This window comes from Pseudomonas sp. SK2 (assembly GCF_016772395.1).
Taxonomy (GTDB): domain Bacteria; phylum Pseudomonadota; class Gammaproteobacteria; order Pseudomonadales; family Pseudomonadaceae; genus Aquipseudomonas; species Aquipseudomonas taiwanensis.
Window position 1 is genome coordinate 1,473,626 of the sequence record NZ_CP061944.1, and the last position, 14,960, is coordinate 1,488,585.

At 48.4% G+C, this 14,960-nt stretch carries 13 protein-coding genes; all 13 read left to right on the forward strand.

What is annotated here, in order from left to right; genetic code table 11:
- Positions 1 to 16 precede the first annotated feature (16 nt).
- Positions 17 to 424, forward strand: a complete 408-nt coding sequence (locus tag IF103_RS06545; protein WP_202675950.1) for a GNAT family N-acetyltransferase — start codon at positions 17 to 19, stop codon at positions 422 to 424.
- Between the two features lie 38 nt (positions 425 to 462).
- Entirely contained in the window at positions 463 to 1,977 is a 1,515-nt protein-coding gene (locus tag IF103_RS06550) for an oligosaccharide flippase family protein (protein WP_202675951.1), read from the forward strand.
- Positions 1,970 to 2,875, forward strand: coding sequence for a glycosyltransferase family 2 protein (locus IF103_RS06555; RefSeq protein ID WP_202675952.1), 906 nt, complete (start codon positions 1,970 to 1,972; stop codon positions 2,873 to 2,875). Before IF103_RS06550 ends, IF103_RS06555 begins: the two co-directional genes overlap by 8 nt.
- Positions 2,872 to 3,411, forward strand: a complete 540-nt coding sequence (locus IF103_RS06560; RefSeq protein ID WP_202675953.1) for a serine O-acetyltransferase — start codon at positions 2,872 to 2,874, stop codon at positions 3,409 to 3,411. The genes IF103_RS06555 and IF103_RS06560 overlap by 4 nt, the downstream gene beginning before the upstream one ends.
- 20 nt (positions 3,412 to 3,431) lie before the next feature.
- A complete protein-coding gene (gene wzy / locus IF103_RS06565; protein ID WP_202675954.1) occupies positions 3,432 to 4,622 on the forward strand; it encodes an oligosaccharide repeat unit polymerase in 1,191 nt (396 codons plus the stop codon).
- The gene (gene asnB / locus IF103_RS06570; protein ID WP_202675955.1) at positions 4,622 to 6,505 is read left to right on the forward strand and encodes an asparagine synthase (glutamine-hydrolyzing); all 1,884 of its coding nucleotides are present in this window, start codon (positions 4,622 to 4,624) and stop codon (positions 6,503 to 6,505) included. Before wzy ends, asnB begins: the two co-directional genes overlap by 1 nt.
- Entirely contained in the window at positions 6,502 to 7,635 is a 1,134-nt protein-coding gene (locus tag IF103_RS06575) for a glycosyltransferase family 4 protein (RefSeq protein WP_202675956.1), read from the forward strand. Before asnB ends, IF103_RS06575 begins: the two co-directional genes overlap by 4 nt.
- A complete protein-coding gene (locus IF103_RS06580) occupies positions 7,610 to 8,812 on the forward strand; it encodes a glycosyltransferase family 4 protein (protein ID WP_202675957.1) in 1,203 nt (400 codons plus the stop codon). Before IF103_RS06575 ends, IF103_RS06580 begins: the two co-directional genes overlap by 26 nt.
- Positions 8,812 to 9,777: a UDP-glucose 4-epimerase family protein gene (locus tag IF103_RS06585; protein ID WP_202675958.1), complete on the forward strand. Its 966-nt coding sequence runs from the start codon at positions 8,812 to 8,814 to the stop codon at positions 9,775 to 9,777. The genes IF103_RS06580 and IF103_RS06585 overlap by 1 nt, the downstream gene beginning before the upstream one ends.
- The gene (locus tag IF103_RS06590; RefSeq protein WP_202675959.1) at positions 9,774 to 10,790 is read left to right on the forward strand and encodes an MraY family glycosyltransferase; all 1,017 of its coding nucleotides are present in this window, start codon (positions 9,774 to 9,776) and stop codon (positions 10,788 to 10,790) included. The genes IF103_RS06585 and IF103_RS06590 overlap by 4 nt, the downstream gene beginning before the upstream one ends.
- 74 nt (positions 10,791 to 10,864) lie before the next feature.
- Positions 10,865 to 12,859, forward strand: a complete 1,995-nt coding sequence (locus IF103_RS06595; RefSeq protein ID WP_202675960.1) for a polysaccharide biosynthesis protein — start codon at positions 10,865 to 10,867, stop codon at positions 12,857 to 12,859.
- Positions 12,860 to 12,954: 95 nt separating this feature from the next.
- Positions 12,955 to 14,055, forward strand: a complete 1,101-nt coding sequence (gene rfbB, locus IF103_RS06600) for a dTDP-glucose 4,6-dehydratase (RefSeq protein ID WP_202675961.1) — start codon at positions 12,955 to 12,957, stop codon at positions 14,053 to 14,055.
- Positions 14,052 to 14,957 (forward strand): dTDP-4-dehydrorhamnose reductase, encoded by a 906-nt coding sequence (gene rfbD / locus IF103_RS06605; protein ID WP_202675962.1) that lies wholly within the window; start codon positions 14,052 to 14,054, stop codon positions 14,955 to 14,957. Before rfbB ends, rfbD begins: the two co-directional genes overlap by 4 nt.
- Positions 14,958 to 14,960 lie beyond the last annotated feature (3 nt).

The following is a 14,960-nucleotide window of genomic DNA, read 5'->3' on the forward strand; positions in this document are numbered from 1 at the left end:
ATAAATGGGATCTAATATGGATGAGATAGATTGGCTGGTTAAGGCGGAGCAAGTTGCACAATGCGGTCGTTTCATTCAAGGGGTCTCGGTAGATGAATATTTGAATAAAATAAAGAAAAGCGCTGAGTTTTTGACCCATTCTATAAACGGGCAGTGTGCGGGTTTTGTGGCTTTTTACTGCAATGATCAGCGCGGGAAGCAGGCATTCATAACGCTTTTGCTTGTGGCGCCAGACTTCAGAGGGCAGAAGGTTGCTAGTGCTTTGTTGGGGGGGGTGTTTTCGCTATCCCGCTCGCGGGGATTTCATACCTGCCAATTGGAGGTAGATATTGATAACTGTGCTGCGATAAAGCTTTATGAAAAGTTTGGCTTTAGGTCGGTGTTGTCAGAGGGTTCCAGAAATAAAATGGTTTGCGTGTTATAGATCACGTCTAGAATAATCGTGATAAGGGCCTATGCATCGTGGCATTGAAGCAGAATATTGTTGCTAACTATATCAGCCAGATTTACGTGGCTGCGATAGGTATACTAATTTTGCCCTTGTATGTGAAATACATGGGGGCCGAGGCGTATGGATTAATCGGATTTTTTGCCATGCTTCAAGCATGGTTTGCACTTCTGGATCTTGGTTTGACCCCTACGATCAGTCGAGAGGCAGCCCGATATAACGGCGGGGCGATTAGTGCCCTTGATTTTCGTCGACTTTTTAGAGCGTTGACTACAGTCTTTGTGGTTATTGCAGTGCTGGGGGGAGGGCTTTTATGGCTTGTAGCTGAAAAGATCGCCATGGGTTGGCTGAACATCAATCAACTCGATCCCAATACTGTAGTTTTGTCTATAAAAATTATGGTTGTTTGCGTATCCTTGCGATGGATGGGGGGGGTCTACCGAGGTGTCATCAGCGGTTCAGAGAGACTGGTATGGTTGAGTATTTTCAATATGGTAATCGCTTCCCTGCGATTCTTTGCCGTGTTTATTAGTCTTTATGTATTTGGATTCAGCCCTGTAGTGTTCTTTTTTCACCAGCTATTTGTTGCTGTAGTTGAAATGGTTGGTTTGCTCCTCATGGCAACTAAGCTGCTACCAAGGCCCGCAGAGGGCGTTCTAATCCTGAACTGGTCATTTAGGCCAGTATTGCCACTACTTAAGTTTTCCTTGAGTATCGCCTTCACATCTTCGGTATGGGTGCTTATGACTCAGACGGATAAGCTGATTCTTTCAGGTATTCTCCCGTTGGCGGACTATGGCTATTTTTCTTTAGCAGTGCTGGTGGCCGGTGGAATAATGATTATCAGCGGGCCGATAAGCACAGCCCTCCTGCCTAGAATGGCACGCTTGTATGCGCAAGAGGAGCATCAACAACTCCTTTCACTATATCGAATGGCCACCCAAAGTGTGGCTGTTCTGGCAGGGGCAGCCTCCGTCACCATTTTCTACTGTGCGAAACCACTGCTAATGGCTTGGACAGCGGATGCTGAACTTTCTAGCAATGCCGCTCCGATTCTTAGTTTATACGCTCTTGGGAACGGCATTCTCGCGATTGGCGCATTTCCATATTACTTGCAGTATGCTCGTGGGCAACTTAAGTATCACCTCATTGGTAGCGTCGGAATGGTGCTCGTTTTGCTGCCTGCTATAATTATTGCCGTGAAAAATTTTGGGACTGTCGGGGCTGGATATGTATGGCTAAGTGTAAATGCTATTTATGTTCTAATTTGGGTGGCATTTGTTCATGGCAGGCTTGAGCCAGGACTGCATTTAAACTGGCTTTTCAATGATTGTCTAAAGATCTTTGCTGCTCCGGCACTGTTGCTTGCTCCGCTGGCCTGGTTCCCGCTTGATTTCGAGAATCGACTGCAACTGATTGGTTTTCTTTTTGTTGTTAGTGCGCTGGCTTTGTTGTCAGCGATATTAAGCGCCAGCCAAATTAGGCAGATGGTTGTCGCTCGTTTTAAAAGAGTAATTATTGATGGCTAACAAAAAAGTATCTGTTTGTGTCGTGACGTACAATCAAGAAAAATATATTGGTCAATGTTTGCAAAGTCTGGCTGATCAGGTGGTTGACTTTGAATATGAAGTGCTGGTTAGTGACGATGCGTCAAGTGATCGTACGCCGGAGATTGTAAAAGAATTTCGTGAGCGCTACCCGGATACATTCAAGGTTTTTTTACATGAAAAGAATATGGGGGCAGGTAATAACTATTTATTCGTTCATGGTCAGGCGGTAGGGGATTATATAGCGCACGTTGATGGTGATGACTATTATTATAATAATAAGCTCCAGGCGCAGGCTGACTTTTTGGACAAGCATCCACGTTGCAATATCGTCTGGCATAGGATGAGAGCTGAGTTGCCAGGCGGGCGGTTAGAGACATCCACTCAGACATCCCCGGATGCTTTTGAGAACGGGGGATATTTGTATGACATGGAATTCGATCGAGCTGCAATTTTGCAATTTATTGCAGTGGGGCCGAATAGCTCAAAAATGTACCGAAGAACTGTCCGGGAATTCAGTGTGGCGAATTTTGAAGTCCTAGATTATTTTGCCAACGTCGAACAAGTTGCCGATGGCGTAGGATGTTACGCTTGCGATGTTCCTCTTGGCGTCTATCGGGCTGGAGTTGGCATGTCTTCAGGTAGTAATAAAACAAGATTGTTGTTGTGCAAAACCTTTTTATTCTTTGCGAAAAAATATCCGCAGTATAAAGCTCAAATAAATACCGCAGTTTTGACATATTTTATCAGTGATCTCAAGAATCGTAGAGGAACGGCGTGGGATTTTTTTAAGGTCTATGTGTTGACTTTTCGCCCCTCTTCGGTCGTTAGGCTTTACCGTAGTATGAAGGTCATTCGTCAATTGAGGTTCTCGAAATGAAATTTTTCTCAAATATTCATAGTGATCTTTTGCGTTTCAGCAATAACGGCGGCGCGCTGAGAAATTTGAAAATTGTATTGGTCAGTCATTCGTTTCACCTAGTTGCTCTTTATAGGATTGGCGTGTTTGCGTCAAAGCTTCCGCTGGGGGGGGAGTTGATTCGGGTGTTCTTTGAATACCTCATTCGTATTGTATATGCTAGCGATATTTCCCTGAGATCAAAAATAGGGCCTGGCTTAGTAATAATGCATGGGCATGACATAGTGATAGGGAGCGCAGTTGTTATAGGTGAAAATTGCAAGATTTTAAATGGTGTAACTCTCGGGAATAAGGATACAGAGTCATCTGTAAATCAGCAACCTATTGTTGGGGATAATGTCGTAATCGGATCAGGAGCAAAGATACTTGGATCGATAGTTGTCGGTGATGGAGCAAAAATTGGCGCTAATAGTGTAATTATTAAGGATGTGCCGTCCGGTGCAACTGTAGTTGGTGTTCCTGGGCGATTGATTTCCATCGATGGCAGTGCCCGCTGACAACGCTTTTGGAGATCTATATGATAGTTTCCCCGTTTGTTGTTCTGATGTTGCTGTATTTTTTTGCGAATTTTGTTTCTTTGGTTTTTGCTGTTAACGATGATGGGATGTTTCTTGAGGGAAAGTTTTTTCAGTTGTCTAGTGAAACATTGATTTGCTCATTTGCACTACAAGTATTTTTTTTACTATTGTTGTGGCTTGTTTATCGACTTTTCCTAGATCGTGGAGTGTCCTTCCATCGCGAGCTAGGGCGTGCTTATGGTGTTTTTTTATTTTGGTTGCAGTTAGCCTTTTTAACATTTAATCAAATATCTGGCGTGAATGTGGCAGGGGTTGATTCTCAGGGAGGGGGGGGAGTCAGTTATCTATTTATTTTTCTCCAGCCAGATATTTTATTTATATTGATTGGGCTGGGTTTAAAGTCGAATAGGTTGTTTTGGCTCAATTGTATAGTTTTTCTGTTGTCTATGCTGCTTCGGGGGTGGATGGGCGGAGTTTTTTTGGTCCTGGTTATGCTGATGTGTCGCGGCTATCCGATATATATATCTTTGCGGATGTTGTCTAAGGGTGTTTGCGGTTTATTAATTCTATTTGCTCTTTTGCCTGTTTTTATCGAAGCGAAATGGGCGATGCGTTCTGGCTTGAGTGTTTCGGATTTTTTTACCAGCATCCTTTCTATGAGTTTTGAAAGCTATGGTGAAGCGGTTAAGTATGTGATGAATCGCTTCCAGCATGTTGGGCATGTTGCGCTAATAATTGAAAATTGTAATCGATTGCATTCTAGCTATCTTAATGGGGAGTTTGTTTCGTATTGGGCGGATGGGCTGCCTCAGATGGTTGTTTTCAAAGCTTTTGGTCTAGAATATATCCGCTTAAACTCGTTTTTGGTGGCCGATACCCTGGGGTACACCGATGCCTATTGGAATACCAATCCTGGTTTGGCAGGTTGGGCGGCAATTCTTCAAGAATACGTGGTGCTTTTGTTAGCTTATGTAGTATGCCTTTTGGTGGTGGTTTACAGTTTTATGCAGAGGTTTGCGGGTCCTCGGTATGTAATGCTGATCTCATGTTTTTCTTTGGTCTATCTTTTTCATGGGTGGATTGGGGCGTTCTTTAATCTTTGCTTCTACGCAATTATGTTAATGTTCTGGGTTCGACTTCGCTTTTTGCCAAGGTCGAATAAAAAAGTTTTGAAAGAGGCTATGCTCTGATGTGCGGATTTGCTGGATTTCTTCTTTCCTCGAAGTCTCTTGATAACCCGCACGTGGTGCTGGAGGCAATGGGTGATGCTATTAGGCATCGAGGCCCCGATGACGGTGGGTTATGGTTCGATTCTAATTGTAATGTCGGGTTTTCACATCGTCGCCTTGCAGTGGTAGATCTTAGTGCTGCAGGCCATCAGCCTATGTTTTCTAATACTTTGCGATATGTAATTGCTTTCAATGGCGAGATTTACAATCATCTAAAATTGCGTGCTCAGCTTGAACGTGAGATGGTGTCTATTACTTGGCGTGGCCATTCAGACACTGAAACTCTACTAGCATGCTTTGAAGCTTGGGGTATTGAAAGAACGCTGAAAGCCGCCGTGGGTATGTTTGCTCTGGCGTTGTGGGATTATCAAAGCGGGCACTTAACACTGGCCAGAGATCGTATGGGCGAGAAGCCGCTATATTGGGGTAAAAGTGATAATGCCCTGTTATTCGCTTCTGAGTTAAAATCACTTCGGGCCTTCCCAGGGTTGCGTAGAGTAGTCTCTACTCAAGCATTGGAAATGTTCCTTAAATATAATTATGTGCCTGCGCCTTATTCTATATATGAAAATGTATATAAGCTTCGCCCGGGAACATTCATCACTATATCTCAAGATGGGAGCCTGCTCGCAGAGTATACATACTGGAACTTGCAGGAGGTTGCGCTATCGGGAATTGAGAGCCAGTTCTTAGGTGGCGATGACGAAGCAATTGATCTGCTTGAGGAACGTATCGTCGATAGCGTCGCAGGGCAAGTATTAGCTGACGTGCCGCTGGGAGCTTTTTTGAGTGGCGGTATTGACAGCAGCGCCATAGTCTCACTTATGCAGAAACAAAGCAGTCGTCCAGTACGGACGTTTACTATTGGATTCGAAGATTCTGGGTTCGATGAGGCCGTCTATGCGCGGGCTGTTGCTCAGCATTTGGGGACCGATCATACGGAACTGTATGTTGGTGCTTCTGACGCGCAATCTATTATTCCTGTCCTTCCAAAAATCTACTGTGAACCCTTTGCAGATGGTTCGCAAATTCCAACGCTCTTAGTGAGTCGAATGGCTCGGAAGCTTGTGACAGTCGCTCTCAGCGGGGATGGCGGTGATGAACTGTTTGGTGGTTATAACACCTATCAGTTTGCCCCTCGTTATTGGCGTCACCTGTCAAGCGTCCCGTTATTCTTTCGGGATTTTGTTCAAAAATTTACTCCCTCCATGTTTGGTCCGGATAAACTGCAAAAGCTTTTAGAAATTTGCAACGCTGGTAGTAAGGAGCAATTTTACGATTTGCTAATGAGTCACTGGAAGAGGCCTTCCGATATTCTTCTGCGTGAGCGAGAATTTCCGAGTTCGCTTAATAGTGCTGAAACCAGTAAGCTGTTTGACAGCTTTGAGCATTGGATGATGTATAAAGATGCTCAAAATTATATGGTTGATGACATTTTGGTAAAAGTTGACCGTGCTGCCATGTATAACAGTTTAGAGACCCGCGTCCCCTTATTGGATCACAGGGTTGTGGAGTTTGCTTGGACGCTTCCGCTTGATAAAAAGATACGCCATGGTAAAGGGAAGTGGATACTGCGGGAGCTTCTCTATCGTCATGTTCCAAAGGAGTTAATTGAGCGACCCAAAAAGGGGTTCTCTATTCCACTCGGGGGATGGCTCCGAGGACCTTTGCGTGACTGGGCCGAAACTTTACTAGATTCTACGCTGCTAGAACAGCAAGGTTACTTTAATTCAGGTGCTGTTAGGAGAGTTTGGGCGCAGCATATCGATGGGCAGGTGGATCGGTCTAGGAAGTTGTGGAGCATTTTGATGTTCCAGGCGTGGTTAATGGAGCAAGATTTGTGAGAGTCCTGCATATCATCTCCGGACTCAATGTTGGCGGTGCAGAGCTTATGCTCAGGCGTCTCATTGAGTCTCACCTTCATCTGCCGCAGTACGAGCATATTGTTATTTCTCTGACCGGACAAGGAGTAATAGGCCCGCAGTTACAAGCGCTAGGTGTAAAGGTCTTTGATCTGCAGATGCAGGGCTTTAAAAGTACGTTTTTTGCTATTTTTCGCCTCTTTAGGCTCATCCGTAAATATTCGCCAGACATTGTTCAAACTTGGATGTACCATGCGGACTTGCTGGGTGGCTTGGCTGCTCGCGCTGCGGGGAATCAGAACATAATTTGGGGCATCAGAACAACTGATCTTGAACGAGGCGGGAAACTTGGTACACGATTAGTCAGAAAGGTATGCGCTTCGCTTTCGAAAATGGTGCCCACTCGAATAGTCTGCGCGGCTGAAGCATCCAAAGAAATACATATCAGGATCGGCTATGATGCCGCTAAAATGCTCGTCATACCCAATGGTTTCGATATCACTCGGTTATCTGCTAGTGATGAGCAGCGGCGACGTATTCGCGAAGATTTACTCCTGACTGATGAAAATTTGGTTATCGGTAGCCTAGGGCGGTTCAACCCCGTGAAAGACCAAGCCAACTTCATCGACGCCACATCGATCTTGGCAAGGCAGTATCCCAAGCTTCGCTTCCTAATGGTTGGTAGAGGGTTGGATAAAGAGAACGAGGTTTTGATGCGGCTTATCTCTTCAACGGGCTACTCTGAACGGTACCTTCTACTGGGAGAACGCCAAGATGTCGCACCGTGCTTGAAAGCGATGGATATATTTTGTCTGCACTCACAGACCGAAGGTTTCCCCAATGTTCTCGGCGAGGCCATGCTCGTTGGTGTTCCATGTGTCTCCACAGATGTCGGCGATGCATCTATTCTGCTCGGTGGAAAAGGGATCCTGGTCCCGCCTCAGAATGCAGTTGAACTATCCGACGGCCTAGATCAGATGATTAAAAAGAGTAAAGATGAACGTAAGCAGTTAGCAGATGACGCAAAAGCTCGCGTGATCAGTGAGTTTAGCCTTTCGCTTGCCTCTGAGCGCTTTGGTAAGTTGTATGACACATTGGTTAAAAGGGTTTAAGAAAGTGGAGAATAACCGCAACTTCGACGCCGAAAGGATAGGTCGCAAAGCGCCTGTTTTGCTTATAGTTGTTAACGAGCCATCTTTCTTTCTCTCTCATCGCCTCCCCATTGCTGAGGAAGCTCGGATGCAAGGATACCAAGTTCATATAGCAACACAGTCAGGTGCTGCTGTCGCCGAGATCGAAGCGCTTGGATTTAGGCATCATATGCTTCCGCTGTCGCGTAGCGGAAAGAATCCACTTAGTGAAGTTAGAGCAGTCTTCGCTCTTTGGTGTTTATGTTGGAGGATAAGGCCCAGTATTCTTCATCTGGTGACTATAAAACCAGTTTTATATGGAGGAGTCGTTGCGCGCTTATCCCCGGTGAAGGGGGTGCTTGCGGCAATATCCGGTCTTGGCTTCGTATTTATGGCTAGTGGTAGAAAAGCGACTATACTTCGTCAGGTTATCTCTGTTTTTTACAGGTTTGCATTAGGTAAGAATAATTTAAAAGTAGTTTTCCAGAATCCAGATGATAAAGAAGCACTGAAGGCGTTAGGGGCAATTACTGAAGAGAAAAGTATTATAATTCGTGGTTCAGGTGTTAGCCTTAGTCAGTATAAAGCCCATCCTGAACCGATGGGCATACCCGTCATCACGCTTGCGGCCAGGTTGTTGCGTGATAAAGGTGTAGTAGAGTTTGTTGAAGCTGCACGCTTTTTAAAGCAGCAAGGTCTCTCTGCAAAATTCCAATTGATTGGGGAGCCTGACCCAGGCAATCCAACCAGTATCAGCCTTGATCAATTGCAGAAGTGGACGGAGGAGGGCGTGGTAACTTATCTGGGGTATCAGTCTGACATAGCTACAGCCTTCTGCAATTCTCATATTGTCGTATTGCCATCATATCGAGAGGGACTACCCAAGGTCTTGGTTGAGGCGGCTGCATGCGGCAGAGCGGTTGTTACAACTGATGTTCCTGGTTGCCGAGATGCGGTTGTGCCTGGGATTACCGGGCTTCTGGTTCCAGTTCGAGATGTCTATTCTCTAGCGGATGCCATAAAGAGTTTAGTTGATGACCCTCAGCGGCGTATTGAAATGGGCGTTGCAGGCCGGGCTTTTGCAGAGCATGTCTTTGCTATTGAAGGTATTGTCGCTCAGCATCTTGAAATTTATCGCACTTTGGAGAGCGGCGTGTGATGAAGCGAAGAGTTTTAGTCACAGGAGCTACAGGGTTTGTGGGGGGCCATGTTATGCGGCGGTTGCTGCAGGAACCAGACGTTGAGGTGATAGCGGGTGTACGAAAAGCCAATGTAGCACTGCCTCCTTATGTGAAGACCTTAGTCATGGGGGATTTGGCCGAGGTTGAGGATCAGCCATCACTCGAAGGGATTCAGACCGTTATTCATTGCGCTGCCCGTGTCCATATCATGAATGACCCATCTGCGCACCCTCTCCGAGAGTTTCGTAAAGCCAATGTGCAAGGTACGTTGCAGCTGGCCCAAAAAGCAGTTGATGCGGGCGTCAAGCGTTTCGTTTTTCTGAGCTCGATCAAGGTAAACGGCGAAGGAACTGATGGCCGCGCGCCTTACTCTGCGGACGAAATACCTACGCCTGTTGATGCCTACGGGTTGTCTAAGCTTGAGGCGGAGCAAGCCTTGCTTACCTTGGCTTTTGAAACGGGGATGGAGGTGAGTATCATCCGTCCTGTACTTGTCTACGGCCCTGGCGTGAGAGCGAATTTTCTCTCCATGATGCGCTGGTTGCTTAAAGGTGTGCCCCTTCCGCTAGGGGCGATCCATAACAAGCGTAGCTTGGTTGCATTAGATAACTTGGTTGATCTGATAAGGGTTTGCACTGATCATCCGCGGGCGGTGAATCAGGTATTTTTGGTTAGTGACGGGAACGACCTCTCCACGCCACAACTCATGCGTAAAATGGCTATTGCTCTTGGCTGCAATGCCATGTTGGTTCCTATCCCTACGCTTATCTTAAGGGCAGGGGCGAAGTTGCTTGGAAGAGCAGCAGTAGCAGATCGCCTCTGTGGATCATTACAGGTCGATATCACAAAAACCCAAGAGCTGCTTGACTGGAAACCGCCCGTGACAGTCGAGCAAGCCTTGCTCCAAACGGCTAATCACTATCTGGAACTTTTGAAAGCATGATCGCGTGGACTATTCTGCCGGCACTCATTGTCTTTAGTTGGCTCATGACGGGAGCGTTGCGGCGCTATGCCTTGGCTCGAAGCATTATTGATGTACCGAATGCTAGAAGCTCACACACGTTGCCGACCCCCCGAGGCGGTGGTCTCGCGATTGTTGTGGTCTTTCTACTCGCCATTCCATTCCTTTCCGGATTGGGTCTACTTCAGTCGGATGCCGCCATTGCACTGGTGGGGGCGGGGCTGGGCATCGCGTTGCTAGGTTTTCTGGATGACCATGGGCATGTCGCTGCGCGGTGGCGATTACTAGGTCATTTTCTCAGCGCAGCATGGGTGCTGTTCTGGCTGGGTGGTATGCCCGCAGTGATGGTCTTCGGTCATCGGGTCGATCTCAGCTGGTGGGGGCACGTGCTCGCAGTCTTATATCTGGTTTGGCTTCTTAATCTCTACAATTTTATGGATGGTATCGACGGCTTAGCGAGCATTGAGGCGGTCACTGTTTGCTTTGGAGGTGCAGTGCTTTACAGCTTGCTCAACCAGCAATCACATGCTGTGCTGCCAATTTCTCTGGCATGTGCTGTCCTGGGCTTCCTGATCTGGAACTTTCCACCTGCCAAAATTTTTATGGGCGATGCGGGTAGCGGCTTCCTGGGTATTACCCTAGGTATTTTTTCGCTTCAGGCGGCATGGATCTCGCCAAGCCTTCTCTACGGTTGGTTGATTCTGTTGGGCGTATTCATCGTCGATGCCACGGTGACCTTGCTCCGGCGTTTGCTGCGCGGGGAAAAGGTCTATGAGGCCCACCGTAGTCATGCCTATCAGTATGCTTCGCGGCATTATGGCCGCCACCTGCCGGTCACAATGGCAGTGCTATTCATAAATGGGCTGTGGTTGTTGCCATTGGCCTGCCTCGTAACCTTGGGGATACTGAACGGTGCGCTGGGTTTGGTCATCGCATACGTGCCTTTGTTGCTTTTAGCTCTAAAATATCGGGCGGGGCAAGCTGAGGTCCGCTGACCTGCTTCCACCCTTGAAGTGGCGCAGAGGTACAATCATCGAGGTAGTGGATGGCGAATGGGAATTGAGGGTTTATGGATAGTTTGAGAAAACGAATGGTCGCTTTGCCGCGACGCTACAAGCGTGCTCTGCAGGTTGTCGTGGATGTCCTGCTTGTGTGGATAGCGCTGTGGCTAGCATTCGTCGTCCGTTTAGGCTACGAGGAGATGAGCAATCCGCTTATTGGTCATCTTTGGCTTTTCGCCTCCGCTTCTGTGGTCGCGATCCCGATTTTTATCCGTTTTGGTATGTATCGGGCAGTCATGCGCTATTTCGGTACTGATGCGTTGATCGCTATTTTCAAGGCGGTAACCCTATCGGCTCTCATCCTTGCCTTGATAGTTTACTGGTATAGCAATCATAAAACTGTCGTTCCGCGGTCCATCATTTTTAATTACTGGTGGTTAAGCTTGGTGATGATTGGCGGTTTGCGATTGTTGATGCGCCAATATTTCCTGGGGGATTGGTACGCTGCGAAGCAGCATGTTCCCTTTGCCAGCCGCGACAATGGGCTACCGAGAGTGGCCATCTACGGGGCAGGTGCTGCTGGAAACCAATTGTTGGCAGCACTGCGTATGGGGAGGGTTTTGCGACCTGTTGCATTTATCGATGATGATGAATCAATTGCCGATCGGGCCATCTCAGGCTTACAGGTATTTAGCGGTAAGAATATCCAGCGAATGATAGATCTCACCGGGGCTGAGGAGATTCTGTTGGCGATTCCTTCTGCAACACGTGCTCGACGCAGGGAGGTTTTAAGCGCGCTTGAACATTTCCCCTTACACGTCCGGAGTGTTCCGAGCGTAATGGACCTTGCTAGTGGGCGGGTAAAAGTCGACGACATCCAAGAGGTCGATATCGCTGACTTGCTCGGCCGCGATGCGGTCCCTGCGCAGAGTGATCTGCTTGCGCACTGTATCACCGGCCAAGTCGTTATGGTGACTGGAGCAGGGGGGTCGATTGGATCAGAGCTTTGCCGGCAGATTTTATTGCTCAAGCCAAAGGCCTTACTGCTGTTCGAGCATAGCGAATTTAATCTTTATAGTATTCATAGTGAACTCGAGCAGAGAATATATCGCGAGTCTCTGTCTGTCAGGTTGGTGCCATTTCTCGGGTCTGTTCGGAATTCGAAACATTTGCTCGACACCATGATATTGTGGCGCGTCGATACAGTATATCACGCTGCTGCTTACAAGCATGTGCCTATGGTTGAGCATAACATTGCCGAGGGCGTCCTTAATAATGTTATGGGAACTTTGAACACTGCCCAAGCAGCGCTGCAGGCTAACGTGGCAAATTTCGTGTTAATTTCAACGGATAAAGCCGTTCGGCCGACTAACGTGATGGGCAGTACCAAGCGTTTGGCGGAGATGGTTCTGCAAGCGCTCAGCAAAGAAGTTGCGCCTGTATTGTTCGGGGACTCAGCGAACGTAGCGCGGGTCAACAAAACACGTTTCACCATGGTGCGTTTTGGTAATGTCCTTGGTTCCTCGGGTTCAGTGATTCCATTGTTCCACAAACAGATAAAGGCGGGCGGTCCGCTCACCGTTACGCATCCGAAAATCACTCGATATTTCATGACGATTCCCGAGGCTGCTCAATTGGTGATCCAGGCAGGCTCCATGGGGTTGGGGGGCGACGTTTTTGTGTTGGACATGGGGGAACCTGTTAAGATCGCAGCTTTAGCCGAAAAGATGATTCATCTTTCTGGGCTTAGTGTTAGATCGGAAAAAAATCCACACGGAGACATTTCAATTGAGTTTAGTGGGTTGCGACCCGGCGAGAAACTTTATGAGGAATTGTTGATAGGAGATAATGTCGCACCAACACAGCATCCGATGATCATGACTGCTAGTGAAGATTTCATGACTTGGGATGCGCTCAAGGAGCATTTGTCATCCTTAATGGCTGCAATTACTGACGAAGACTTTGTTCGCGTGCGCCAGCTCCTGAGAGTACTGGTGAGCGGCTACTCACCGGAGGGTGAGATCGTCGATTGGGTTTACCAGCAGCGTCGGATAGACGTCTAACCAGAGGCAAAACCAGCTTAGATTCATATTGGTTTTACCGGTCTACACTTAGGTTGGTGAATTCAACGATTTGTACAAATAATTGAGGAAATTTCATGATTTTTGTTACAGGCGGTGCTGGCTTTATCGGTTCCAACTTCGTACTTCAATGGTGCGCTCGCAACGATGAGCCCGTCCTGAACCTCGACGCTTTGACCTATGCTGGCAACCTGTCCAATCTTCAGTCGCTTGAGGGAAACGACAGCCACCATTTCGTTAAAGGCAACATTTGCGATGCGCCGCTGCTGGCCCAGCTATTCGCTGAGCATCGGCCTCGCGCGGTACTTCATTTCGCAGCGGAATCCCATGTAGACCGCTCTATCACCAGTCCAGAAGCCTTCGTTGAAACGAACGTAATGGGCACATTCCGTTTACTGGAAGCCGCTCGCATCCACTGGAACAGCCTGGAAGGCGCAGAGAAGGAGGCATTTCGTTTCCTGCATGTGTCAACCGACGAGGTGTACGGCACCCTGAGCCCTACCGACCCAGCTTTTACCGAGACCACACCTTACGCACCAAACAGTCCTTACTCTGCAAGCAAGGCAGCGAGCGATCACCTAGTGCGCTCGTATTTCCATACTTACGGTCTACCGGTGCTCACCACCAATTGCTCGAACAACTACGGCCCGTTCCACTTTCCCGAGAAGCTTATCCCACTGATGATCGTCAATGCCCTGGCCGGCAAGGCGTTGCCGGTCTATGGCGACGGCCAGCAGATCCGCGATTGGCTATTCGTCGAAGACCATTGCTCCGGTATTCGCCGGGTGCTGGAGGCCGGAACCTGTGGCCAAACATACAATATCGGCGGCTGGAACGAGAAAGCCAACATCGATATCGTACGCACGCTCTGTGCGCTGTTGGATGAACTCGCCCCTGCGACGTCACGCAATGTGGTCAACCAATCCACGGGCAAGCCAGTTGCGCACTATGCTGAGCTCATTAGCTACGTAGCAGACCGTCCAGGCCACGATCGCCGTTATGCGATCGACGCCCGTAAAATTGAACGCGAACTCGGTTGGAAGCCCTCAGAAACCTTCGAGTCCGGTATACGGAAAACGGTCAACTGGTACTTGGCTAACCAAGAGTGGGTTAAGGGGGTCATGGACGGTAGCTACCGCGATTGGGTTTCACAGCAATATGGGGTGAGAAAAGATTGAGAATTCTGCTGCTGGGCAAAAATGGGCAAGTCGGCTGGGAGTTACAGCGCTCGCTGGCACCGTTGGGAGAGGTGATCGCGCTTGACCGTAATGGCGACGGTGACTTATGTGGGGATCTCAGTGATCTTGATGGGGTAGCGGCGACGGTGCGGGCAGTCGCTCCGACTGTAATCGTCAACGCTGCCGCATATACAGCAGTGGATAAGGCTGAAAGCGAGCCTGCGCTAGCGGCCAAGATTAATGCCGAAGCACCCGGCGTGCTTGCTCGAGAAGCGGTTAAATTGGGTGCTTGGTTGATTCATTACTCTACCGATTATGTGTTCGATGGGAGTGGTGAGGCTGCGTGGCTGGAGGATTCCCCAACCGGCCCGTTGTCTGTTTATGGCCGTACAAAGCTCGACGGTGAGCGGGCAATCCAAACAAGCCGTGCTCTTGCGATGGTATTGCGTACTAGTTGGGTATATGCTGCGCGCGGTCAGAATTTTGCCAAGACAATCCTGCGCCTGGCGGTCGAACGCGAGACGTTAAATGTGGTGGCTGACCAGTTCGGCGCCCCGACGAGTGCGGAGCTGATCGCCGACGTCACTGCGCATTTATTGCTGCAGGTCTTCAGTAGACAGGATTCGAACCGATTGGCTGGCACGTATCACCTAGCGGCCGCCGGGGAAGCTACTTGGCACGCTTATGCCCAGTTTGTATTGGCACATGCCAGCCGAAATGGCGTTCTCCTTAAGGTTTCCCCAGAACAGGTTGGCGCGATCAGTACCGAGGCTTATCCCCTTCCAGCGGCGCGACCGCGAAACTCTCGTCTGGCATTGGCTAAACTTGAAAAAACCTTCAACCTCAAGATGCCGCTTTGGCAACAAGGTGTGCAACGGATGCTGGACGAAATTCAGCGCTAGGAA

Coding starts and splice junctions, on each gene's coding strand:
- IF103_RS06555 (WP_202675952.1), top strand. CDS start 1,970: ATGGCTAACAAAAAAGTATCTGTTTGTGTCGTGACGTACAATCAAGAA.
- IF103_RS06560 (WP_202675953.1), top strand. CDS start 2,872: ATGAAATTTTTCTCAAATATTCATAGTGATCTTTTGCGTTTCAGCAAT.
- IF103_RS06580 (WP_202675957.1), top strand. CDS start 7,610: ATGACACATTGGTTAAAAGGGTTTAAGAAAGTGGAGAATAACCGCAAC.
- wzy (WP_202675954.1), top strand. CDS start 3,432: ATGATAGTTTCCCCGTTTGTTGTTCTGATGTTGCTGTATTTTTTTGCG.
- IF103_RS06585 (WP_202675958.1), top strand. CDS start 8,812: ATGAAGCGAAGAGTTTTAGTCACAGGAGCTACAGGGTTTGTGGGGGGC.
- IF103_RS06545 (WP_202675950.1), top strand. CDS start 17: ATGGATGAGATAGATTGGCTGGTTAAGGCGGAGCAAGTTGCACAATGC.
- rfbB (WP_202675961.1), top strand. CDS start 12,955: ATGATTTTTGTTACAGGCGGTGCTGGCTTTATCGGTTCCAACTTCGTA.
- IF103_RS06590 (WP_202675959.1), top strand. CDS start 9,774: ATGATCGCGTGGACTATTCTGCCGGCACTCATTGTCTTTAGTTGGCTC.
- IF103_RS06595 (WP_202675960.1), top strand. CDS start 10,865: ATGGATAGTTTGAGAAAACGAATGGTCGCTTTGCCGCGACGCTACAAG.
- asnB (WP_202675955.1), top strand. CDS start 4,622: ATGTGCGGATTTGCTGGATTTCTTCTTTCCTCGAAGTCTCTTGATAAC.